Below are 22,770 nucleotides of genomic sequence, written 5' to 3'. Positions count from 1 at the left end.
GTCTTGCGCGATGCGCTGCCCAGGTATGCCGTTGGCCGCCATCTGGATAATCCGTGCACGCTGCACCAGTCGAAATGGGACACTCCGGCCACGCGCCCACGTGGCCAAGGTCGCGTGCTCTTCGGGAGACAAGCGGATGGGAGCTGCGGTTCTCATGCCTCGTGGGATAGGTTATATTGCAGACACATGTAAAGTTATTTATGGGACACTATACTAGCGGCGAGGCGGGGCGGGCTGCGCTGGAGGGTTACTTCGGGCCGATCGTGACCTTGCTGGCGGGGCCGCTGACCGAGACCAGGGCGGTGCTGGGCGAGGCGAGCTTGATCGTGCCGAGGCTCGGGTTCTTGATGGCGCCGGCTCCGGTGGAGACGTTGGCGGCCGTGGCGCCGCCCGAGAACGCCACGGGGATGCCGCCGATCAGCACGCAGGCGCCCCCGCAGAGGCTGTTGGACACCGACAGGATGCTGCCGCCGGTCCCGCCGAACGCCACGAGCGCGCCCGAGACGCTCACGATGGACCCGCCGCTGACGTAGAGCAGCGCACCATTGAGGATGTTGAGGACGCTGCCGTTCCGCAGGCTCACGAGGTCGCCCGCGACCCGCAGGTAGCTGCCGCCCGCGACGTTGACGAGCGCGCCTCTCGACACGGTGAGCCGGCTGTTGTCCAGCGCGACGAGACTGCCCGCGCCCGTCACCTTGCTGCGGCCCGTCAGGTCGATCGCGTCGGCGGCCGAGGTCATCGTGCTGCCGTTCAGCAGGGCGATGAGCGGGGCTGTCGCTTCGAGGAGGGCCGTGTCCACCTTGACGGCCTGCCGGGTGTCGACCGTCGCGCCGTCGGCCTGGAAGAGGGTGCCGCCCGTGCTGAGCGGCCTGTCGATTGCCAGGGTCAACCCCGTCTCGGCGTCCAGTGCCGTCCGGCTGCCGGCCAGATCGAAGATGCCGATGCTCGAACCGAGCGCGTGCGTCCCGCCCTGGAGTGAGACCAGCGGGTCCGTGGTCGAGGAGGCGAAGCTGCCGCCCGGAAGGACCGAGAACAGGCTGAAGCCCACGTTCAGGTCGGTGCCCGAGGCGCGAAGCAGGGGGCCGGCCAGGCTCACTCGCGAACCCGCCCCGATCACCATGGCCGAGTCGAACGTCTCCGTGCCACCGCGGAAGTCGATCAGCGGATCGAGCCCTGTGCGCGTCAGCGTCGCCCCACCCTGGAGGAAGTGGAGCGGCGGGTCGAGAGCGACGACCACGGCGTCGAGGAGCACGGCCGAGTCGAAAATGGTGTCGCCGACATCGAAGATCTCGAAGGCGATCTTGTCGAGCCCGCCCGATTCGGTCGACACCATCTTGCTCGATGTCTTCCACCCGGCGATGCCGTTGCCCTTGGAGAGCGTGAAGCCGCCTCCGCTGATCATGGTGGGCGTGGCCTGGAAGGGGGCGGTGTCCCGCTCCGCGCGCGCCACCTCTGTCGTCACCCCGCCCCGGTCAGTCACCTTGGCGACGAAGGTGTCGTTGAAGGACAGCGGCTGGGTCGGCCACTCGTTGCTCAGGAAGTTGTACGTGACCTGAACGCTGAAGAGCGAGCCCGAGCCGTCGAGCCCGGATTGCGAGAGCCGACTCGTCGTCCCGCCCACGGCGCCCGTCCCGGTGTGGATGAGGCCCATGAACTGGCCGCTCGGCGCCGTGATGGGGCCGATGTTCTTGATGACGGCGCCCGCGCCGCTGAGGTTCCAGCCGGGCGGAAAGCTGCCCGTTTCGAAACCCGGGTTGACCACCACGTTGCCACCGTTGCCTTTGGGCGGGGGCGGGATGGGGGTTCCGGTTTGGACGCACGGCGTCCCGCCGCAGCCGCCGGAAGTATTGTTCTGCTGCTGCGACCCGTTGTCCGTCAGGGGCAGCAGGAGCTCCGCCAGCGCCTCGGCCTTCTCCTGTTCTTGAACGGCCATTGCTGCCGACGTGTCCCCGTGCATGCCGAACTGCGGGCTGTGGGCGAAGCCGGCCAGGAGAGCGTTCATCGCTTGCGGGGTCACGTTGCCGACCCTGCCGAGCGCCCCCGAACCGACGCCGACGGACTGGAACGCGGTCAGGAGGGCCGTATTGGCGGGATTGCCGATTGACCCTACTTCAACCGTGCCGCTGACCGAGATCACCTGGGTATTGGCCCCGAGGCTGCCGCCGCCCAGCTGCGCCCCCTGACGGGTGACCTCGACGACGAAGATCGTGCCGCGTACCGCTGCCACGGCGTTCGGCGTGCGGACCTCGAGGCGGTCGCCGGGCTTCATCAGCTGCCTGGCGACAGCCACGGCGATCTTGCCTGACTCGAGATTGACGGTTGTCCTGCCGACGTCTTCCGTGATGGTGAGCACGGAGAGCTCGCGGACGGTGACGACCGCCTTGCCGCCCATCAGTACCTTGACGATCGATTTCTCGGCCGTGTTGATCTTGTCGCGCTCGAAGATGCTGTCCTTGAACTTGAGCGGCAGCGAGGCGGGAGTGGCGAGCCGGGAAACCGTGGCCTGTCCCTGGAGCGTTGTGACGATACCGACCTGAGGCTGAGCTTGGGCCCACGCGGAGACGGGCACCAATGTCAGGACCAGCGCCGAGAGCAGCCGGAACCAGCAAATCATGATGAAGGGACTTTACGCGCAACCTGGCCTGAGCGCAAGAGTCGGTGGCCGTGACATGGCGCTAGCGCCCCACCCGGGGCGGGGAGCCCTTGGGGCCGTCATTGACTGCGCCAAGCGGTGCGCCGTCTGGCGGAACGGCGACGGCCTCGGCCGCCGGGACGGCTTCCTTGAACGCCGATGCGGCATCGGCGTGCTGCCGTTCGCTGCTCGTGAGCGCCGCGGCGAGGCGTCCGACCTCCTCGTCGGTGAGGTCCTCGATGGGTCCGATGGCGCCGCCCGCGACGCGCACGCGCTGGCGGCCGGCGACCTGGACCGACGCGCCGCCCGCTGCAACCTCGGCCGGACCCGACAGCACGCTGAAGACGGACACGACGCCCGCTCCCGGCTCGGCGGGACGGACGTCCACGATCGCGACGGAGCCCCGCATGGACGCGACCGCATTCGGCGTGTGGACGTCGACGGTTTCACCGGTTCCCATCAGCTGGCGCGCCACAGAGAGTCCCATCCTGCCGCCGGACAGCTCCAGGCTCATGGGGCTGGCTCTGTCCGCGATGGTCAGCTCGGGAAGCTCCCGCACTGTGACGATGGCCCTGCCACCCAGGAGCACACGGAGGAGGGAGTTCTCGGCCGTCGAGATTCGGTCCCGCTTGAGGACGCTGTCCTTGAAGTGGAGGGGTGCTGAGGTTGCGGCACGTGAGACGGTGGCGCTCCCGCTCAGGGCTGTCACGATGCCGAGCCCCTCCGGCTGGGCCACGGCAGAGGAAGTGGTAGCGCTCCAGGCGGCCGCGAGGACCACCACCCCAACAGCCAAACGCTGACGCATGGTGCCGCAGCCTGGCATCAGTCCCTAATGGAAGCAATCGATCTGCCACCGGGACCCTGGGGTGAAACAGCCTAAAATGTTGGTGTCTGGCCTTGCAAAGGGGGATCTGGCAGCCTGCCGACAACGGAATTGGAGGTCGGACCTCCGAAAAGGCGCGGCCCGGGATAGGAGGCGCGTCTCGGCAGTCTCCCGGCTTGTAGCACGGTGGTATCATCGTAATCCGTCATGTTCGACATCGGTCTCCAGGAGCTGATCCTCATCTTCGTGATCGCGCTCCTCGTCTTCGGCCCGAAAAACCTGCCGCAGCTCGGCCGCTCGCTGGGCCGGGCCATGCGCGAGTTCCGGAAGGCCAGCGACGAGTTCCGCTCGACCGTCGAAACCAACCTCCACTTCAACGAGCCCGACCCGGTGCCCTATAGGGCGCCCGAGCCCCCAGTGGTCGAGGCGGCGGTGGGAACGGGGGGCGCCCAAGCCCTGCCGGACTCGGTACTCGACCCGCACGCTCCGGTAGAGGTCGGTACGGTGGAGGCTCCGCCGGGAGAGGCCTTCGTCGCCCAGAGGGGGGCCCGGCTCTTCCATGCCAGGGATTGCGGCTGGGTGCGCCGGATCGCGGAGCCCGAGCGGACCTACTTCAAGCGCCCGGCTGAGGCCAAGGAGGCGGGTTTTCAGGCCTGCCCGTCCTGCGAGCCATGGGAGCCGGCCTAATTTTTTTGCTTGGCTAACTCAACGGGTGTTGACTATTATACTGTTGAGTAAAAGGTCCCGGTCAGGAACGACCCACGCCAGGAGGGCGGCCCTTGAAGGAGATGACGCAGCGGCAGCGCGAGGTGCTGGGCTTTATGCGGGGCTTCTCGGACAAGCACGGAGCGCCGCCCACAGTGCGCGAGATCGCCGAGCAGTTCCGCTTCACGCCGCGAGCGGCCTTCGACCATCTGCGCGCACTCGAGCGCAAGGGCATGCTGCGGCGGCGGGTGACCGACAAGCGGGTATCGCGCACGCTCGTCCTCACGGACCGTGGCCCCGAGCGGGCGCGCAGGGAGCGGGAGATCCCCATCCTTGGCAAGATCGCGGCAGGCGCTCCCTTCTTTGCGGTCGAAAGCCGGGAGGACGTGATCCCGGTGCGGCCCGAATGGCTGGCGGCCAAGGGTGGAGACGTCTTCGCCCTTCGGGTGCGGGGGGACAGCATGATCCAGGCGCACATCGCCGACGGCGATCTGGTTCTGGTGCGCAAGCAGGAGTCCGCCGCGGCGGGCGACATCGTGGCGGCCATGATTGATCAGGAAGCGACGGTGAAGCGCTTCGCCACCGAGGGCGGCGTCGTCGTGCTCAAGCCGGAGCATCCCACCATGAAGCCCATCGTGGTGGATCCGCAGCGCTCGGACTTCCGCATCCTGGGCAAGGTCATCGGGCTCATCAGGGAGATGTGAGGAGGCAGGACATGCTGGCAACGAAGAGAACGGTCAGGCATGCGAGGCGGCGGGCGATGTCGGTGCTCCCGCGCCGCAGGGTGTACGTGGGCAGCGCGGTGACTCGCCGTACGTCGTCTCGTGTTTTTTTGGCCCGCACAACTCAACAGGTGACGTCGAGAACGCGGCTCGGCGACTGGCTTGGCGCCGCCGTCACGCTCGCCGGGGTCGCGGGCTGGGGGGCACTGCTGATGCTCCTGGGAGCCTAGACGACTAACTCTTGTTGGCGGATTCCCACGGCTTGAGATCGGTGAAGAGGTTGAAGACATCGGAGTCGAGGGCGCCGGCCTTGCGCTCCTGGTCGAGGATATCCAGCGCCCGCTCGACCGGCACCGCGGCCTTGTAGGGGCGGTCGCTGGCGGTGAGCGCGTCGAAGATGTCCGACACGGTCATCATGCGCGACTGCAGGGGGATCTGGACTCCGCGGCGGCCCTCCGGGTAGCCCGAGCCGTTGATCTTCTCGTGATGCGAGCTGGCGATCTCCGGGACGCGGCGGAGTTCCTTCGTCCACGGGATTCGCTTGAGGAACTCGAAGGTATGGAGCACGTGGGACTGGATCTGCCGGAATTCCTCCCGCGTCAGGCTCCCTCGCGTGATCGAGAGGATCTCGGCCTCCTCGGGCGTGATGATGGTATGGCTTTCGCCCAGGTGGTCCACGAAGGCGCGGACGGCGATGCTGCGGATTCCGGCGGCCGCGTCGGCCGGCATGACGGCGGGCTCGTTGGCCGCCCCGACGGTCGCGAGGTGTGAGTCGATCTCTCCCAGGAGGGCGGCCAGCTCGAGGTCCCACATCGCCGCCTGGGCTTCGAAGCCCTCGCGTGCACCCCGCAGGAGGCGAGCGAGCTTCTGCCTCGCGTACCTCAGCTCGAGCCCGCGCTTGAGGATCTGCGCCCGCTGGCGGATCAGCTCGAGGCGGAGCGGCGGGAGCTTCTTGGCCTTGACGAGCACGTCCTCGCGCACACCGACCTTGCCGAAGTCGTGCAGGAGGGAGGCGTAGCGGATCTCGCGGATCTCATCGGGGGAGAAGCGCAGGTCGCGGAACGGCCCGGCCTCGGCGCGGCAGGCGGCTTGGGCGAGCGACACCGTCAGGTCGGCGACCCGGAACGAGTGCCCCGAGGTGGTCGGGTCGCGCGACTCGATGGCGGTGACCGAGGCGCTCACGAAGCCCTCGAAGAGCACGCGCACGCTCTCGTACAGCCGGTTGTTTTCCAGCGCGACGGCCGCCTGCGAGGCGAGGGAGGCGGCGAGGGTGATGAAGCGATCGGGGTAGGGCAGGACCTCGCGCTCGATCTCCTCGGGCGAGGCGAAGCGCCGGGCCCTGTCGGGCTTGCAGTTGATCAGCTGGAGGACCCCGATGATGTCCCCTGCCGGGGTCCTCATCGGCACCACCAGCATGGACTTGGTCCTGTAGCCGGCATGCCGGTCGAAGGCCGTGTTGATGCGGTAGCGGGCGCTGCTCGGCGGCGCGTAGGCATCGGCCAGGTGAATGGTCTCTCCCGTGAGCGCCACGTGGCCCGCGATGCTCTCCTCGTCCACCGGCACATGGGCCGCCGCCGTGAGGACGCCGCCCGAGTAGGTCGCTGCCAGAGACACCGAGTCGTTCTGTGAGAGCTGGAAGCGGAGCCGTCGCGGCTCCCCGTCCGGCTCCTCGACGAGGTATATGGAGCCCGCGTCGCTGTGGGTGATGGCGCGCGCCAGTGAGAGAATGAGCGCGAACAGGGCGTCGACGTCGCGCTCGGCCGAGAGCCGGATGCCGATGGTGTTGAGCTCCTCGAGCTGCCGTCGGGTCTCCTCGGCCTCGCCGCGCATACGGAGGTGCTCGAACGCGTTCGACACCGCGCGCGCGAGTACGGGCGCCGCGACGGGCTTGGGCAGGCATGCGTACCAGTTCGCCGGCAGCGTCACGGCGGCGGGCGGGGTGGCCATGAGAGCGATCACAGGGATGTCGCCTCCGCGGCCGGCGGCGGCGATCGGCTCCGGCGAGTCGCTGTCCGCGTCCACCAGGAGCACGACGTCTTCGTTCCGGGCGAGGGTGGGCGCCGCGCCCGGGAGCACGGCGCGCCCGTCGAACTCCGGGGGCAGGCCTGCCACGAGGCTCGCCACCGGAGAGCCTTCCGGATAGAGCACGACACGATGTCGCATGAACTCAAGGTAGGGTCGCCGGCGGGCGCCTGTCAAGGAAGCGGCGGGTTCCGCTTGACCCGCTCAGCCGCGCGCCGATAAACTAGCGAATATATGACTGCTCGTGTATCGACGGGTCTCGGGCGGCTGGATGCGATGCTGGGCGGCGGGCTCCTGCCCGGCACGCTCTGCGTCGCCTACGGCGCGACGGGAATAGGCAAGACGCACCTCGGGCTCCACTTCGCCCACGCGGGTGAGGCCGCCGACGGGACGCCGGGCATCTTCTTCGACATGAACGCGCGGGGCGACTCCCAGCAGCACGCCGAGTACGCGTCGCGCCTGTACGGATGGGTGCTGAACCGGTGGACGCACACGGTCACGCCCATGGCCGATCCGTTCCCTTCGCCGCAGCAGATGACGGCCCGCTATTGCGACGCGCTCCCGTGGGCGGGCAAGCTCAGGGACTACCAGGTGCCCACCTCCGACGGCGGGCTCGAGCTGGACTGGAACTGGAAGTCCGAGTACAACCACGCGATGTACACGGCCCGGCCGTTCATCTACTTTCACCTGGGCGCCGGGTGCCGGCGCGTCGTGGTGGACGGCGTCGAGCCGATGGACGTGCCCGGCGACTACATCCAGCCCTTCCTCTTCGATGAGCTGTACCGCACGGTCATCCACCGCGACAGCGAGACGCTGGGGATGGAGATCTGTCTTCCTGTCTGGAAGCATCGTGATTTCATCGACAGCCACCTCTACGACCACCCGTCCGTCACCACCCTGCTCCTGGTGACGACCGAGGAGACGCGGCTCGAGCACCTGATCGCGCGCAAGGTCGCCTCCGGGGACGTCGGCGCCGTCGCCAACACCATACTCGTCATGGGCAGCGAGCGCGTGGGCAACCGGCTCGGCCGTTTCCTCTGCGTCGTCAAGCACCGGGGCAGCGCGAAGAGCGACGAGATCGCGGAGTACAGGGTCACGGAGCGCGGCATCGAGTTCGTGTAGCGGCGCCATGGACGCGCGGATCCTCAAGGCCGGGCGCGCGCGGGCTTTTCGTCACGCGCGGGGACTGCGTGTGCGATCGGCGCGGACGGCCGCGGCCTTCGTGAGCCAGGTCGGCGTCTGCTCCACGTTCTACCGCTTTCCCGACGGGCTCGCGTGCCTCTGGGAGGCCGTCGCGGGCCGCGAGAGACCGCGCTGGCCCCGGCACTCCCATCACGACGCGGGCATCGGCTTGACGTGGGAGCTCAAGGACACGCTGCCCGCCAAGCGACGCTGCTACTACGGCAAGCTCGTGAAACACCGCCCCGTCTTGGTCGCGCTCGACCTCCTCCCGGCCTTCTACGCGCTCGTGCGCGGCCGCCAGCGCGCCCGAGATTTCGGGGCCGAATACCGCGCGGGGCGCATGTCGGCGACGGCCAAACGGCTCCTGGACAGCTTCTTCCGCGAGAGCCCGCAGTACACGCGCGGCCTCAGGGCCGACACCTTCATGCTCGAGCCCGGCAAGACCCGCGAGTTCGAGCGCGCGATGGCGGAGCTCCAGCAGGGACTCTGGATCGTCAAGACGGAGGAGCGCTACGAGCCGAGCTTTTCCTATCGTTGGGACCTCCTCGAGCGCTGGCTGCCCGAGCAGGTCGCCGAGGGGCGGGGGCTCGGCCGAGCCGCAGCGCTCGACCGCGTCGTTGCTCGTTACCTTGGCGGCGCCGTGTACTCAACTCCCAAGCGCATGGCGCGGCTCTTCGGCCTCGGGCCCGCCGAGACGGCGCTGGCCGTCGCCCGCCTGGCGAGAGCCGGCCGCGTCCGCGCCGACGTCGAGGTCGACGGCTGGCCGGGCACCTGGGTCGTGAGCGCCTGATGCAGGCCCCGGAGGGCTTCCGCTACATCGACATTCACACCCACCTCCACCCGGAACGGCTCTCCCGCGCAATCAGGAAGTGGTTCGCCGACCGCTCGGACTGGAAGCTCGAGTACCCGACCGAGCCCGAGCTGGTCGCGGGCTTCCTCCGGGATCACGGCGTCGAGCGCTTCGTCTACTTCTCCTACGCCCACAAGGCCGGCATGGCTCGGGAGATCAACGCCTGGCTCCGCGCCACGGCGCGGTGCGTGCCCGACGGCATCCCGCTCGGGACCATTCACCCCGACGACCCGGACCTGATGGAGGCCGTCGAGGAGGCGCTCGTCGGTTACGGCTTCAAAGGTTTCAAGTTCCACATCAACGTCCAGCGCTTCTTCCCCGACGATCCGCGCGTGCTGCCGGTCTACGAGCGCCTGCTGGCCCTCGACCGGTTGCTCCTGATTCACGTCGGCTCGGCGCCCTGGCCCAACGCCTTCGACGGGTTCCCGCGCTTCGCCCGCGTCATGGACATGTTCCCGCGGCTCAAGGTGGTGGTGGCCCACATGGGCTCCTTCGAGACGCGGCAGTTCATGCAGCTCATGGAGCGCTGTCCCAACCTCTACCTCGACACGACCATGGCCTTCGCGCCGGTGCGCCACGAGCACCGGAGGATCGACACCCGCCTGAACCGCATCTCCGTCACCAACGACGACCTGCTCCGCTGGCAGGACAGGATCGTCTTCGGCAGCGACTTTCCGAACCTGCCGTACCCGTACGAGGAGGAGCGGGAGGCCTTGTGGCTGCGCGATCTGCCGCTGCCCGTCTTCCGCAAGCTCTTCCACGACAACGCGGCTGCGCTCCTGGGGCTGGCGTGACCGTCTCCCCGCGAGTGAGGCTTGACGCCTTCGGTACCGGCGCCCGGGCGGCGCTCGGGGCCTTGGCTCGGCTGCTGGGCCCCGAGCGGCAGGCCTGGGTGGTCGGCGGCGCCGTGCGCGACGCGCTGGCAGGCGGCGGACCGGGCGACCTGGACATCGCTGTGCCGTCTGGAGCGGTCGCCCTCGCGCGCGAGCTGGCCGACCTGCTGGGGGCGGCCTTTCACGTGCTGGACGAAGCGCGCGGGGCGGGCCGTATCGTGGGTGGACCGGAGCATGCCTGGCAGGGTCCGCAGATCGACATCGCGGATTTCCGGGCGCCGGACCTCATCGGCGACCTCCGCGGGCGCGACTTCACCGTCAACGCGCTGGCCATTGCCGTCCGGCCGCTCGTGGCGGCGGGCGAGGCCGACGTGGAGGACCCGACCGGCGGCCGTGCCGATCTGCAGGCGCGCACGGTGAGACTCTGCGCGCCGCGCTCGCTCGAAGGCGATGCGGTCCGGGTGCTTCGGGCCGCCCGGCTCGGCTCACAACCAGGCTGGAGGCTCGATCCGGCTCTCGAGGGCGCCGCGCCCCGTGCCGCGCCCGGTCTCTCTCAGGCATCCGCCGAACGGGTCAGGGACGAGATTCTCGCCATTCTCGCGGGCCCGGCCTCGGCCGCTGGGCTTCGCCTTCTCGACGGCTGGGGCGCGCTCGAGGTTCTCCTGCCCGAAGGCGAAGCGATGAAGGGGACGACGCAGCCAGAGCCTCATCGCTTCGACGTCTGGGAGCACAGCCTGCGAGCCGTCGAGGCAGCGGATGTCGTCGTCTCCCACGTCAGCGAGCTCGAGCCCTGGGGCGAGGCGCTCGCCGGGCACCTTGGCGAGCCGCTCGGTGACGGCGCCACGCGGCGAGAAGCACTCAAGCTGGCAGCGCTGCTCCACGATGTCTCCAAGCCGGAGACCCGGCGCGTCGAGGACGGGCGCACGCGCTTCCTCGGCCACGATGCGCTCGGCGCCGAGCGCGTTGTCGCAATTGCGGAGCGGCTCCGCCTGTCGGGGCGGATGTCAGCGGTGATCGAGCGCCTCGTCCGCCACCACCTGCGCCCCATGCACCTGGCCCAGTCGGGCTTCGTCACCCGGCGCGCGCGCTTCCGCTTCTTCCGTGACCTCGGAGACGACGCCCGTGACCTCCTGCTCCTCGCCCTGGCCGATGCGGCGGCGCTGCGGGGCGACTCGCCGCTGGCCGTTTGGGGAGGCCCGGAGGGCCGCATCGTGCGCGAGCTGATGGCCGGGCATGCGGAGGAGGTCGCCGCGCTGTCGGCGCCTCCGCTTTTGGACGGCCGCGACGCGATGGAGGCCCTGGACCTGCCGCCGGGTCCTGAGATCGGGAGGCTGCTTCGTCTCCTCCGCGAGGCACAGGCGGTCGGCGCCGTGACGACGCGAGAAGCGGCCCTCGCCTACATCAGGCGGATGCGGGACCACCCGCTTGACACCTCCGAGCCCTCCCCCTAGAGTAGGGCCGCTCGTCGCGGCCACAGTCCCGCTATCCTAAGGAGGTAGACATGATTCGGACACGTCTATGCGCGGCCCTCGCCGCAGCGCTCGTCGCCCTCGTGGCGCCCGCCGCCGGTTGGGCAGCGCCCGAAGGCAAGGTCGTCATCGCCCAGGGCGTCGACCCCTCCTCGCTGGACGCCATGAACCAGCAGGAGACGCCGGCGTCGGTGGTAGCCGAGCACATCTACAACAAGCTGGTGGAGCGGGACCAGAGCTTGAAGATCGTGCCCGCGGTGGCCGCCGAGCTGCCGAAGCTGGTCTCGCCCCAGGTGTGGGAGATCAAGCTCCGCAAAGGCGTCAAGTTTCACAACGGGGAAGACTTCAACGCCGACTCGGTGAAGTTCAGCCTGGAGCGGGCCAAGGATCCCAAGATGCGGGGCAGCTCGAATTTCAAGCTGATCCAGCGGGTGGAGGTTGTGGACCCGTACACGGTGCGCGTCCACACCGTCAAGCCCTGGCCGACGTTCACCGCCTCGATGAACCATCCGCAGGCGGCCATGTATCCGCCCAAGGCCTATGCCGACAAGGACAGCCCTTTCATCTCCAAGAACCCGATCGGCACCGGGCCGTACAAGTTCGTGCGGTGGTCCAAGGACGAGGAGATTGTCCTGGAGGCCAACGAGAGCTACTTCCGCGGCGCCCCCAGGATCAAGACCGTGGTGTTCAGGCCCATCCCCGACGACGCGGTGCGGGTCGCCGCGCTACAGAACGGCGAGGTCGACGTCGCCGTCAACATCCCGCCGCACCTGGCCAACATCATCGCCAACCACCCGAAGCTCTTCCTCAGCACGGCGCCCAGCGTCCGGACCATCCAGCTCATGTTCTACACGCACCAGTTCGACACCCAGAACAAGCTGGTCGGGGTGTACCAGGGGCCGTCGGCGGACAAGCGGGTCCGGCAGGCGATCGCGCTGGCGCTCGACGTGGACGAGATCATCAAGGGCGTGCTCGACGGCAAGGCGCAGCGGGTGGCGACCATGCTGCCCAGCATGCACTTTGGCTATGACCCCTCGCTCAAGCCCCTCAAGCAGGACCTGGTCAAGGCCAAGAAGCTGCTGGCCGACGCGGGCTTCCCCAACGGTCTCGAGATCACGCTCAACGGCCCGCAGGGGCGCTACGTGCGCGACAAGGAAGTGGCCGAGGCCGCCGCCGGCCAGCTGACCAAGGCGGGGATCAAGACGACGCTGCGAACCTTCGAGTTCGTCAACTACCTGAACAATCTGGTTTACGTCCACAAGGCCGGGCCCGTCTGGCTCATCGGCTGGGGGCAGGGGATGATGGACGCCGAGGGCATCTACGTGCCGCTCTTCCGCTCGGGCAGTCTGCTCGCCAACTACTACAACGCGGACATGGACGGGATGATCGACCAGGCCCAGACCATGTTGGACGAGAAGCAGCGGCAGGCCCAGTACTTCCGCATCAACAAGCTGTGGATCGAGGATCAGGCCGCGGTGCCGCTCTACCAGCAGATCGACCTCTACGGCGCCAGCAAGCGGCTCAACTGGAAGGCCCGGAGCGACGAGCTGATCAAAGCCTACGACATGTCGATCAAGTAGCGAGAGTTGACTTCAGGAGGGCGGGGGCTAGAATAGCTCCTGAACGCGGCCGTAATTCAGTGGCAGAATGCCAGCTTCCCAAGCTGGACGTCGCCGGTTCGAATCCGGTCGGCCGCTCCATTCGAGAAGGGGGGCTACGGGCTTCGGTCGTAGCCCCCCTTCACTTTGTCACGGAGGCGAGCCTACACATGCCCAAGCCAGAGTTGGAGTTCTTCAAGCCCGACCATATCCCCTGGGAGCCCGTCGCGAGCTCGGCCACGGGGGGAGCGGGAGGCGCAGGCGTCAAGCAGAAGATCCTGAGCAGGAGCGAGGACGGCGACGTGACGCGCCTGCTCCAGTTCGACACGGGCGTCGAGACCACGGAGACGATCACGCACGATTTCTGGGAAGAGGTGTGGATCCTCGAGGGCGAGCTCATCGACCTCGGGAAGAAGCAGAGCTTCACGGCGGGGATGTACGCGTGCAGGCCGCCGGGCATGGTCCACGGTCCGTACCGGGTGCCGAAGCGGTGCGTGACCCTCGAGATGCGCTACTTCAAGCGGTAAGGCTCAGGCGGGGCCGAAGCCAATGGCCGTCTGCTCTCCCGTGACGAGCGGGCGAAAGCGCACGGGCAGATCCGCGCGGAGCGAGTCGAACGGGATGTCCACGATCCGCCCGAGCAGCGAGACGCCCTCGTCGAGCCGCACGACCGCGACTGCATAGGGCGCCTCGGCGCCGCGCCCCCGCGGGGCGACCCGGATGACCGTGAAGGACGTGATGCTCCCAGCGCCGGCGAGCGGCACCGGCGCCCAATTCCGCTCCTGGCAGGTGGGGCAGAATTCCTTCGGCGGGATCGCGAGCTCGCCGCACTTGCCGCACCGGATGCCGGTCAGGCGGCCTGCGCGCGCCTCCTCGAAGAAGTGCTTCAGCGTCAGCACTTGGTCAGCCACGGCCGAAGAGGCTCACGAGCACGGTGGCGGTGTTGCCGCCCAGCGTGTGGGTCAGGCCCGTCCGCGCGCCCTCGACCTGGCGCGGCCCCGCCTCGCCCCGGAGTTGGGTCGTGATCTCGGCGATCTGGGCGGCGCCGGTGGCGCCGATCGGATGCCCCTTGGCCTTGAGCCCGCCCGACGGATTGACGGGGATCTTGCCCCCGAGGCTCGTCCAGCCCTTTTCGGCGGCCGCGCCGCCCAAGCCCGGCTCGAAGAAGCCCAAGCCCTCGGTGGCGACGATCTCGGCAATGGTGAAGCAGTCATGGAGCTCAACGACATCCACGTCGGCGGGGGTCTTGCCGGCCTGCCGGTAGACGGCGGCCGCCGCGCGCTCGGTTGCCATCACCCGCGAGAGGTCGCGCTTCTCGTGCATGAACATGGTGTCGGAGGCCGCCTGGGTTCCGAGCACCCAGACGGAGCGGGGGCGCTTGCGCGCGACCTCCTCGGCCGCCAGGACCAGGGCGGCGCCGCCGTCGGTGAACGGACAGCAGTCGAGGAGCTTGAGCGGGTCGGCGACGTAGGCGCTGTTGAGCACCATGTCGACCGTGATCTCCTTCCGGAACTGCGCCTTGGGGTTGAGCGCGCCGTGGCGGTGGTTCTTGACTGCCACGTGGGCCATCTGCTCTTCGGTCGTGCCGTGCTTGTCCATGTGGGCGCGGGCGATGAGCGCGAAGACCCCAGGGAATGTCAGGCCCACGGATTGCTCCCACGACGCATCGGAGCAGTAGGCGAAGTACTCGGTCGCCGCGTCGGTCGGGATGTTCAGCACGCGCTCCGCGCCGCCGACCATGACGATGTCGGAGACGCCCGCGCCGATCTCCATGACGGCGTGGCGGAAGGCGGCGTGGCTCGTGGCGCAGGCGTTCTCGAAGCGGGTTGTCGGGATCGTCGGTATGCCCAGGAGCGTCGCCGCGAGCGGGCCCATGTGCAGCTGCTTTTCGCCCTCGCCACCGGTGACATTGCCGTAGTACAGGGCCTGGATCGCCGACGGGGCGACGTCGGCGTCCCGGATGGCATCCACAGCCGCCTCGGCGAAAAGCTCGGCGCTGGTGCGGTCGTGCTTCCCGAATTTCGTGACGCCCACCCCGATGACGGCGACGCGGCGCATTGATCCTCCTCGATTGGTGGAGTGACGGCTCGACTCCGGTCATCATGATACCCGCGCGCGAGGGGAGTCAAGTGCTTCTGGCCGCGGTCCGGGGCGCCGTGGTAGGGTTCGGGGTCATGAAGGGAAGGACGGTGTGACGCTCGAAGAGGGACTGGTCGCGCTCCTGGCCGCCGCAGCCGCCATCCTGCTCTTCGTGGGGCTGGCCCAGACTCTCGACGCCAGGCCCGCGCGGCCCGCGACCCGACCGCAGCGGCGATCGAGCGTGAGGCCGACCACGAATGCGGCGCCCGCACCGCCGGAGGTCCCGCCCCGAGCGCCGTACACAGGCCCCGAGCGCCGTCGCTCGCATCGTCCCGGCTCGCGTCCCCGTCCGGCGGCTTCTGCGTCCCCCCCTGCGGAGTCGCGGACGAGCCAGCCTGATCTGCCTCTCGCTCCCGAGGCCCAGCCGGCCGCCGCAGCCGCGGCGCTGCCGCCCCCGCTGGATCCGGCGCTCGACGCACTCGAGCGCGCACTGGCGCTCCAGCAGGAACGGCAGCATTCGCACGTCATCGAGGCCGCGGTGCCGCATCTCGAGGCGGGCGGGCCGGCCGAAGGGGCCGAGCCTTCCTTCATCCGGGCCGCGCTCTGGACGGTGGTGGGCGTGTCGCGCCACGCCTTGGGCGATATCGAGGGCGCCCAAGGGGCGCTCGATGCCGCGGTCCGCGCGGCGCCCGACGGCGTCTCCGAGGGCTGCCCGCAGCGCATCGCCGCGGCGGCGGCAACGTCGGCGCGCCGGCTCCTGGCAGCGGCGGATGCCATGTCAGCCACTTCCGGGGAGCGCGTGGCGGTGCTCCGCATGGCTGTGCTGTGGCTCGAGTGGCGCATCGTCGCCGCTCCGGCCACCGAGGAAGTGTCGGTGCTCCTCGATCGCGCTCGCGAGGCGCTGTGGGACGGCTACGGGCTGGCGGGCCGCGGGTTGATGCGGCGGCGGCAGTTTACCCAGGCTCGCGAGCTTGTCCGCCAGGCCCTCGACTCCGAGGACCTGCCGGCGGCGCGCCGGGCCCCGCTGGCGGAGCTGGCGGCGCGGTGCATCGTCCGCCAGATCGGGCGCCTCGTCGCGACCTCCCGGGGCACCGAGACGACGGAGGCGGACGCGCTGGACGCCCTCGAGCGCGCTCGGGAGATTCTGGCCGCGAGCTCGGTGGATGCCGTCACCCCGGGGCGGTGGCACGGCGCCAACCGTCGGATCTGGAACGGCTACATGCGGCACGGTCGTCGTGACATCGTGGCCTTCGAGCTCGAGGCGGCACTGCGGCCGCTCTTCCGTGCGCTGCACCTCTGCGACCTCGACCTGGGCCTCGAGCGCAAGACCCGCGAGCTCCTCGCCCGGACCATCGAGCGGATCTCGGACGGTGCCGGCGAGAGGATTGACCGCCTGCTTGAGGCAGGCGACCGCGACGCGGCCATGCAGCGATGGCAGGACGTGCGGGGGATCATCCAGAAGGCGCGCGACCAGGGACTCTCGCACGAGGAGCTGGCGCACGCCTTCGGGCGTGCCCGGCAGATGCTCGAGCAAATCGAGGCGACGAAGGGATGACGGGCGGGCTCGGCCCCGCGCTGACGCTCGGGCAGATGCTCGACCGGGCGGCGGCGCGCGATCCGTCGCAGGAGGCGGTCGTCTTCAAGGACGAGCGGGTGTCCTACGGCGCGCTGAAGGCCCGCGCCGATGCCTTCGCCCAGGGGCTCCTGGCGCTCGGCATCCGGCCCGGCGACCACGTCGTGCTTTGGATGCCGAATCGCGTCGAGTGGAACGTGGCCAACCTTGGAATCGCCAAGGTAGGCGCGGTGACGGTGACGTGCAACAGCCGCTACAAGGCCTTCGAGGTCGAGTACGTCCTGAGACAGTCCGACGCCAAGGCGCTCATCCTGCTGGACCGCTTCGATGCCGCGGGCGTCGACTACATCGGGATCCTGCGGGAGATCTGCCCTGAGATCGACCGGCCCGGCGACCGGCTTATGAGCGCGAGCTGTCGGGCGCTCAGTCACGTGGTCGTGCTGGGCGATCACGTCCCGGCCGGCTGCCGCTCCTGGGCCGACGTCGAGAGCCTGGGATCTTCGAGCGGTGCCGGGGCCCTCGAGCGGATCCGCGTCAGCCCCGATGACGCCGCCGCGATGCTGTACACGTCCGGGACCACGGGCGAGCCGAAGGGGTGCCTCCTCACTCACGGCAACATCTACTACAAGTGCCGCGTGTACCAGGACCTCCACGGCTGGACGGCGCGGGACCGCTACCTCGTGCCGGTGCCGTACTTCCACATCTTCGGGTCCATGGGCGGCGTCGCGGCCAACTGCCTCGCCGGCTCCACCCAGGTGGTGATGGACGTCTTCGACCCGGCCGAGGCGATGCGGCTCATCCAGGCCGAGCGGGTCACGATTTTCTCGGGCGTGCCGACGATGTTCATCACCATCCTGGGCCACCCCTCTTTCGGCCGGTACGATCTCAGGTCGCTGCGCACGGGCTCCATCGGCGCGGCGCCCGTGCCCGTGGAGACCATGCGGAAGATTCTCGACCGCGACCGCGGCCTCGGCATGGATGCCCTCGTCGTGTACGGGTTGACCGAGGCCACGGGCGGCACCCACTGGACCCGTCCGGGCGACCCCATCGAGAAACGCGTGTCCACGGTCGGGCTCCGGACCCCGGAGATCGAGGACTGCATCGTGGACCCCGTCACCGGCGCCGAGCTCGGAGCCGGCCAGGAGGGCGAGGTCTGCATCGCGGGCCCGACGCTGATGCGCGGTTACTACGGCAAGCCGGAGGCGACGGCCGAGAAGATCCGCGGCGAGTGGCTCCACACCGGGGACATGGGGGTCAAGGACGCCGACGGCTACCTGCGCATCACGGGCCGCCTCACCGACATGATCATCGTCGGCGGCTTCAACACGTACCCGGCGGAGATCGAGAACTTCTACCTGCGCCACCCCAAGGTGCTGGATATCTCGATCGTGGGCGTGCCCGACCCCGTCATGGGCGAGGCGGTCATGGCCTTCGTCATCCCGAAGGCGGGCGAGACGCTCACGGCCGAAGAGATCGCCGACTTCGCGCACGGCAAGATCGCGAACTTCAAGGTGCCGAAGTACGTCGAGATCGTCGAGAGCTTTCCGCTGACGGGGTCGGGGAAGGTGCAGAAGTTCAAGCAGAAGGCCTATGCGGTCGAGAAGTACGACCTCAAGGAGCCGGCGTAGCGCTGCGCTAGTGCTCCCTCATGAGCGGGCCCTTCGTCACGGGCTGCCCGGCATTTCCCGATCCGTTCCGGATGGTCTCCAGCAACTCCAGCGGGAGCTTCAGAAAGGTCTCGACCACCGCGGGGTCGAAGTGCGTGCCGGAGCAGCGCTCGATCTCGCGGCGGGCCGCTTCGAAGGAGATGGCGACCGAGTACGGCCGGTCGAACGTCATGGCGTCGAAGGCATCGGCGACCGCGAAGATGCGCGCGCTGAGCGGGATCGTCGCGCCGCGGAGCCCCGCCGGGTAGCCCGTCCCGTCCCACCGCTCATGGTGGTGGTAGACGATGGGCACGGCGCCCCGCAGGAAGGGAATGGGCTCGACGAGCCGGCGGCCCAGGTCGGGGTGGGTGCGCATGATCTTCCACTCTTCCGGTCCCAGGGGCCCCGGCTTGAGCAGGATGCCGTCGGGGATGCCGATCTTTCCGATGTCGTGGAGCAGCACGCCGTGTTCGATGTCGCGCATCTGGCTTTCCGGCAGGCTATGGCCTCGCGCGAGCGCTAAGGAGTAGCCGACGACCCGCCGCGAGTGCGCGTGCGTGCCGATGTCGCGCGTGTCGAGCGCCGAGCCCAGGGCCTCGAGCGTCGTCCGATAGGTATCCTCGAGCTCGTTCAGCGCGGCGGCCAGGTCCCGCGTCGCCTCGGCCACGCGCCGCTCCAGCAGCGTGTGGTACTCGCGCCGCTCCATGAGCAGCTGCCGCCGCTCGAGCGCCCGCTCGGCCGCGATGAGGACCTCCTCGACGTTCACGGGCTTGACGATGAAATCGTACGCCCCGCACTTGAGGCTTTCGATGGCGGTCTTCACGTCGCCAACGCCGGTGATGACGATGATCGCGGCATCGCCGTCTACGGCTCGGGCGCGCTTCAGAAACTCGAGTCCGTCCATCACGGGCATCTTGATGTCGGTCAGCGTCAGCGGCGGGCGCTCCCGCTGGAAGGCGTCCAGCCCCTCGCGCCCGTTGGCCGCCACTTGGCACTGGTAGCCGTCGCTGACGAAGACCTCGCGCAGGGCGCCGCGGACCTTGGCGTCGTCCTCGACGATGAGGATCTGCCTGGGGACCGAGGGCTCGCTCATTCGACCTTGGCCTCGGAAGCCGCGGGCTGCGCCACGACGACGTCCTCGTGGACGGAGACGCGGTTCTTGCCGGCGCGCTTGGCCGCGTACAGCGCCTCGTCGGCGGCCTGGATCAGGTCGTCCGCGGTGGGCGCCACGTCCTCGGGCAGGGAGGCGATGCCGAAGCTCGCCGTCACGCGCCGGCGGTGGGCGAACTGGTGCGAGGAGAGCACGTAGCGAATTCGGTCGGCGTACAGCCGCGCGCCCGCCTTGGAGGTCTCGACCAGGAGGACTGCGAACTCGTCGCCGCCGTAGCGGCAGATGACGTTGATGCCGCGCGAGTGCCGGAGGAGGATCTCGGCCATGCCCCGCAGCGTTTCGTCGCCTGCAGCGTGGCCGAGCTCGTCATTGACCGATTTAAAGGCGTCGAGGTCGAGGAGCACGACCGAGACGGGGTGATTGAAACGGCGGTACCGCGAGACCTCTTCCTCGAGACGGATCGAGAAGAAGCGCCGGTTATAGAGCCCCGTCACCTCGTCCTTGAAGGAGAACTCCTTGAGCCGTGCGTTGGTGGACTCGAGTTCCTGGTAGGCGTTGTCGAGCCGCGTGGCGTAGCGGTCGAGTGCCGCCGCCTGCTGCTCGATGGGCGCGAGCATGCGGGAGAAGGAGTGCAGCAGGCCGTCGGCGTCGTCCGGGTTTCCCGACGCCGCCTGCGGGCGCTCCGGCGCGGGCGCTTGGGCGGCAGGCTCGGGGCGAGGGAGCGTGCGCGTCAGATCCCAGATGAGCAGCCCGCCCACGGCCATCAGGAGCCCGGTGAAGACGAGCAGGGCCTGAAGCCAGGGCAGATCACGAACCTGCCGGGTGTGGTCGAGCAGCGGCAGAAGGTACGCGTAGAGGCTGTAGGCGACCACCATGAGCGGGATGAAGGAGGTCAGCCACAGGGCGAACATGATGGTGCGCCGTGAGCCGCCCGCAACCAGGGCGGGCTCGTCGGGCTTGGGTCTCACCGCTCGCTTGGCCTGAGCCATTCGGTAAGTATTGGCTGGCGGATAGTGGATAGTCAAGAAACCACCCCGCCGCCTTGACTGCGCCGCGAGGCCTAGGATACCGTATCGGGGCATGGCGACCGAGCCAAAAGTGTTCATTCCCGACAGGGAGATCGACTGCATTGGGCTCTTCTGCCCAATGCCGATCGTCAAGTCCCGCGAGGCCATCCTGCTCATGCGTCCCGGAGAGCTTCTGGCCATGCTGTCGGACGATCCGGCCTCGGACGCCGACATGCGGAGCTGGTGCCGGATCACCGGTAACGAGCTGGTGGAGGTCTCGCGGGAGGACGGCGTGTACCGTTTCCTGGTCAGGAAGACCCGGTAGCGGCGTGGAGCGCGGGGGCGCTGCTCCCGACAGGGTCTACCTCGATTACGCCGGGTTCTCGCCGGTAGATCCGCGCGTCCTTGCCGTGATGCGGCCCTTCCTCGAGGCCGGCATCGGCAATCCTTCCGCGCCGCACTCCCTCGGCTCCGAGGCCCGCGAGTCGCTCGAAGCGGCCCGTGCCAAGGTTGCCCGGCTCGTGGGCGGCGCGGCGCCGGGCGTCATCTTCACCTCGGGCGCCACCGAGGCCAACAACCTCGCGATCCGCGGCGTTGCGCTGCGCGGCGGCGACAGGCCCCGCCACGTCGTCACGTCGGCCGCGGAGCACATCTCGGTGCTCAACGCCTGCCGCGACGTCGAGAAGGCCGGCGGCGCCGTGAGCATCCTTCCTGTCGATGCCGAGGGACGCGTCGATCCCGAGGTGGTGCGGAGGGCGCTCAGACCCGAGACCGTCCTCGTCTCGATCGGCGCCGCCTGCGCGGAGATCGGCACGCTCCAGCCGCTGGGCGACATCGCGCGGATCACGCGCGCGGTGGGCGTCCCGCTCCATGCGGATGCCGTCGGCGCTCTGGGGCGGATGCCGTTTGCCGCCGAAGCCGTGGGCCTCGACCTGGTGACCCTGTCGAGCAACGACCTCTACGGCCCTCCGGGAGCGGGGGCGCTCTGGGTCAGGCCGGGCATCAAGCTCCTGCCGCAGATGCTGGGAGGCGGGCAGGAGGGCGGCTACCGATCCGGCACGGAGAACCTGCCCGCCCTGGTCGGGCTCGGCGTTGCGGCTGAGCTGATGCGGGCCGAGGCGGGCCACGGCGAGCCTGCGCGCCTCGCCGCGCTCCGCGATCGCTTCGTGGACGCGCTGGCCGCCTCCATCCCGGATTGCCGGCTGACGGGCTCGCGCGCGGAGCGTCTGCCTCACCACGCGAGCTTCGTGCTCCGAGGGGTCAAGGCGGACAGCGTGCTCCTCGACCTGGATCTCTGCGGCGTGGCGGCGTCGTCGGGCTCGGCCTGCGCGCAGCGGACCGGCACGCCGTCCCACGTGCTCCGGGCCATCGGCTGCGCCCCCGAGGAGATGGAGGGCTCGCTCTGCTTCACGCTGGGCCGCTGGAGCACGCTCGCCGAGGTGGACGCCGTGCTCGACCGGCTGCCGCCCATCGTCCTACGCCTGCGCGCGCTCGCCCTGCCCGCTCCCCGCTGATCCCCATGCGCCTCGTCCTCTTCGACATCGACGGCACCATCCTGACCGCGCGCGGCGCCGGGCGCCGGGCGCTCGCGGCCGCCCTCAATGAGGTGTACGGGACGGCAGGAGACATCGAGCGGTACGACCTTCGCGGCCGGACGGATCCGCGCATCGTCTTCGACCTCATGGAGGGGGCGGGGCTGACTCGCCCGGCGGTGCGTGAGCGTCTCGATGACTGCTTCGAGGCCTATGCGCGCGGGCTCGCGGCGGAAGTCGGCGACGGCAGCGGGGTTGTCACGCTGCCGGGCATCGCCGACCTCGTCCGGCGTCTCGACGGCGCGCCCGAGGCGCTCGTCGGACTGCTGACGGGGAACATCGAGGCGGGAGCGCGGATCAAGCTCGAGCCGACGGGGCTCCAGCCCTATTTTCGCCTGGGCGCCTACGGCTCCGACCATCTCGACCGCAGACAGCTGCCGTCGCTCGCTGCGCGGCGCGCTCAGGCGCTGACCGGGCACAGCTTTCGGCCCGAGAAGGTGCTGGTGATCGGGGACACGCCGCACGACATCGAGTGCGCGCGTCACTTCGGGGCCGTCGCGGTCGCCGTCGCGACGGGACTATACCGGCGCGACGAGCTCGAAGCGGAGAGCCCCGATCTCCTCTTCGACGACTTCTCCGACGTCGAAGCCGCGCTCGCCAAGCTTTTGTCGCGCTAGCGCGCGACGCGGCGGGGGAAGCGCCGGGGGCGCCGATCAACTCGGGCCTCGCCTCACGGCTTCGCCGTTCAGCTCGAACTCCTACCCCCAACAGCACGGGGGTTCGGGGGCATCCCCCGGCGCTTCCCCCGCCGCATTTCGGGACGGGTTCGGAAGTGTCCCTGACGCTGCCAGCCCCGCAACAACGGTTGAAACGTCAGGGCGGGGACGCGGCGCGGGGTGCCCTCGGGAGCGAATCCGACGAGCCGTAGCGCGCCCCGAAGCGCAGGGCGCCTCCGCCGCGCGAGCCGTCCCGCGAAGCGGGGCGGC

General features: G+C 69.4%; 20 protein-coding genes and 1 tRNA gene. 14 read left to right on the top strand and 7 right to left on the bottom strand.

Features of this window, described 5'->3' with window-relative positions; all coding sequences use genetic code 11:
• Positions 1–247 precede the first annotated feature (247 nt).
• Positions 248–2,614: a FecR family protein gene (locus Q7W02_20750; protein MDO8478574.1), complete on the bottom strand. Its 2,367-nt coding sequence runs from the start codon at positions 2,612–2,614 to the stop codon at positions 248–250.
• A 61-nt stretch (positions 2,615–2,675) separates the two neighbouring features.
• Positions 2,676–3,437, bottom strand: coding sequence for a hypothetical protein (locus Q7W02_20745; GenBank protein ID MDO8478573.1), 762 nt, complete (start codon positions 3,435–3,437; stop codon positions 2,676–2,678).
• A 225-nt stretch (positions 3,438–3,662) separates the two neighbouring features.
• Between Q7W02_20745 and Q7W02_20740 the strand changes: the two genes are divergently transcribed.
• Positions 3,663–4,142: a twin-arginine translocase TatA/TatE family subunit gene (locus tag Q7W02_20740; protein ID MDO8478572.1), complete on the top strand. Its 480-nt coding sequence runs from the start codon at positions 3,663–3,665 to the stop codon at positions 4,140–4,142.
• 101 nt (positions 4,143–4,243) lie between these two features.
• On the top strand, positions 4,244–4,864 hold the full coding sequence (lexA, locus tag Q7W02_20735; protein MDO8478571.1) for a transcriptional repressor LexA: 621 nt from the start codon (positions 4,244–4,246) through the stop codon (positions 4,862–4,864).
• A 252-nt stretch (positions 4,865–5,116) separates the two neighbouring features.
• Here lexA and Q7W02_20730 read toward each other — a convergent pair whose 3' ends face one another.
• Positions 5,117–7,006 carry an HD domain-containing phosphohydrolase gene (locus Q7W02_20730; protein ID MDO8478570.1) on the bottom strand — a complete coding sequence of 630 codons (1,890 nt, stop codon included), beginning with the start codon at positions 7,004–7,006 and terminating at the stop codon, positions 5,117–5,119.
• 132 nt (positions 7,007–7,138) lie between these two features.
• On the opposite strand from Q7W02_20730, the gene Q7W02_20725 reads away from it, so the two are divergent.
• From Q7W02_20725 to Q7W02_20695, 7 genes are all read left to right on the top strand, one after another.
• On the top strand, positions 7,139–8,026 hold the full coding sequence (locus Q7W02_20725) for an ATPase domain-containing protein (GenBank protein ID MDO8478569.1): 888 nt from the start codon (positions 7,139–7,141) through the stop codon (positions 8,024–8,026).
• Positions 8,027–8,033: 7 nt separating this feature from the next.
• Complete coding sequence (locus tag Q7W02_20720) at positions 8,034–8,876, top strand: hypothetical protein (protein MDO8478568.1); 843 nt, start codon at positions 8,034–8,036, stop codon at positions 8,874–8,876.
• The gene (locus Q7W02_20715) at positions 8,876–9,730 is read left to right on the top strand and encodes an amidohydrolase family protein (GenBank protein ID MDO8478567.1); all 855 of its coding nucleotides are present in this window, start codon (positions 8,876–8,878) and stop codon (positions 9,728–9,730) included. The genes Q7W02_20720 and Q7W02_20715 overlap by 1 nt, the downstream gene beginning before the upstream one ends.
• On the top strand, positions 9,727–11,220 hold the full coding sequence (locus tag Q7W02_20710; GenBank protein MDO8478566.1) for an HD domain-containing protein: 1,494 nt from the start codon (positions 9,727–9,729) through the stop codon (positions 11,218–11,220). The genes Q7W02_20715 and Q7W02_20710 overlap by 4 nt, the downstream gene beginning before the upstream one ends.
• 50 nt (positions 11,221–11,270) lie before the next feature.
• Positions 11,271–12,818, top strand: a complete 1,548-nt coding sequence (locus Q7W02_20705; protein ID MDO8478565.1) for an ABC transporter substrate-binding protein — start codon at positions 11,271–11,273, stop codon at positions 12,816–12,818.
• A gap of 45 nt (positions 12,819–12,863) precedes the next feature.
• Positions 12,864–12,938, top strand: a tRNA-Gly gene (locus Q7W02_20700).
• 68 nt (positions 12,939–13,006) lie between these two features.
• Positions 13,007–13,363: a cupin domain-containing protein gene (locus Q7W02_20695; protein MDO8478564.1), complete on the top strand. Its 357-nt coding sequence runs from the start codon at positions 13,007–13,009 to the stop codon at positions 13,361–13,363.
• Positions 13,364–13,366: 3 nt separating this feature from the next.
• Here the strand turns inward: Q7W02_20695 and Q7W02_20690 are convergent, their stop codons facing one another.
• Both Q7W02_20690 and Q7W02_20685 read right to left on the bottom strand, forming a co-directional pair.
• Positions 13,367–13,747: a Zn-ribbon domain-containing OB-fold protein gene (locus Q7W02_20690; GenBank protein MDO8478563.1), complete on the bottom strand. Its 381-nt coding sequence runs from the start codon at positions 13,745–13,747 to the stop codon at positions 13,367–13,369.
• The gene (locus Q7W02_20685; GenBank protein MDO8478562.1) at positions 13,740–14,894 is read right to left on the bottom strand and encodes a thiolase domain-containing protein; all 1,155 of its coding nucleotides are present in this window, start codon (positions 14,892–14,894) and stop codon (positions 13,740–13,742) included. Before Q7W02_20685 ends, Q7W02_20690 begins: the two co-directional genes overlap by 8 nt.
• Before the next feature lie 133 nt (positions 14,895–15,027).
• Here Q7W02_20685 and Q7W02_20680 point away from each other — a divergent pair, with 133 nt between their 5' ends.
• Together Q7W02_20680 and Q7W02_20675 are read left to right on the top strand one after the other, a co-directional pair.
• A complete protein-coding gene (locus Q7W02_20680) occupies positions 15,028–16,470 on the top strand; it encodes a hypothetical protein (GenBank protein ID MDO8478561.1) in 1,443 nt (480 codons plus the stop codon).
• On the top strand, positions 16,467–18,116 hold the full coding sequence (locus Q7W02_20675; GenBank protein ID MDO8478560.1) for an AMP-binding protein: 1,650 nt from the start codon (positions 16,467–16,469) through the stop codon (positions 18,114–18,116). Before Q7W02_20680 ends, Q7W02_20675 begins: the two co-directional genes overlap by 4 nt.
• Positions 18,117–18,123: 7 nt before the next feature.
• On the opposite strand, the gene Q7W02_20670 is transcribed toward Q7W02_20675, so the two are convergent.
• Complete coding sequence (locus Q7W02_20670; protein ID MDO8478559.1) at positions 18,124–19,227, bottom strand: response regulator; 1,104 nt, start codon at positions 19,225–19,227, stop codon at positions 18,124–18,126.
• A complete protein-coding gene (locus tag Q7W02_20665) occupies positions 19,224–20,234 on the bottom strand; it encodes a GGDEF domain-containing protein (GenBank protein MDO8478558.1) in 1,011 nt (336 codons plus the stop codon). The genes Q7W02_20670 and Q7W02_20665 overlap by 4 nt, the downstream gene beginning before the upstream one ends.
• A 91-nt stretch (positions 20,235–20,325) precedes the next feature.
• Here Q7W02_20665 and Q7W02_20660 point away from each other — a divergent pair, with 91 nt between their 5' ends.
• From Q7W02_20660 to Q7W02_20650, 3 genes are read left to right on the top strand one after another with little or no spacing between them, the layout of a single operon-like run.
• The gene (locus Q7W02_20660; protein MDO8478557.1) at positions 20,326–20,577 is read left to right on the top strand and encodes a sulfurtransferase TusA family protein; all 252 of its coding nucleotides are present in this window, start codon (positions 20,326–20,328) and stop codon (positions 20,575–20,577) included.
• Positions 20,578–20,581: 4 nt separating this feature from the next.
• Complete coding sequence (locus Q7W02_20655) at positions 20,582–21,766, top strand: cysteine desulfurase family protein (GenBank protein MDO8478556.1); 1,185 nt, start codon at positions 20,582–20,584, stop codon at positions 21,764–21,766.
• Positions 21,767–21,771: 5 nt separating this feature from the next.
• Positions 21,772–22,461 carry a haloacid dehalogenase-like hydrolase gene (locus tag Q7W02_20650; GenBank protein MDO8478555.1) on the top strand — a complete coding sequence of 230 codons (690 nt, stop codon included), beginning with the start codon at positions 21,772–21,774 and terminating at the stop codon, positions 22,459–22,461.
• Positions 22,462–22,770 lie beyond the last annotated feature (309 nt).

The organism is Candidatus Rokuibacteriota bacterium (genome assembly GCA_030647435.1).
GTDB lineage: Bacteria > Methylomirabilota > Methylomirabilia > Rokubacteriales > CSP1-6 > AR37.
The sequence above is the reverse complement of the archived record's forward strand: the minus strand, read 5'-3'. Positions and strand labels throughout refer to the sequence as shown.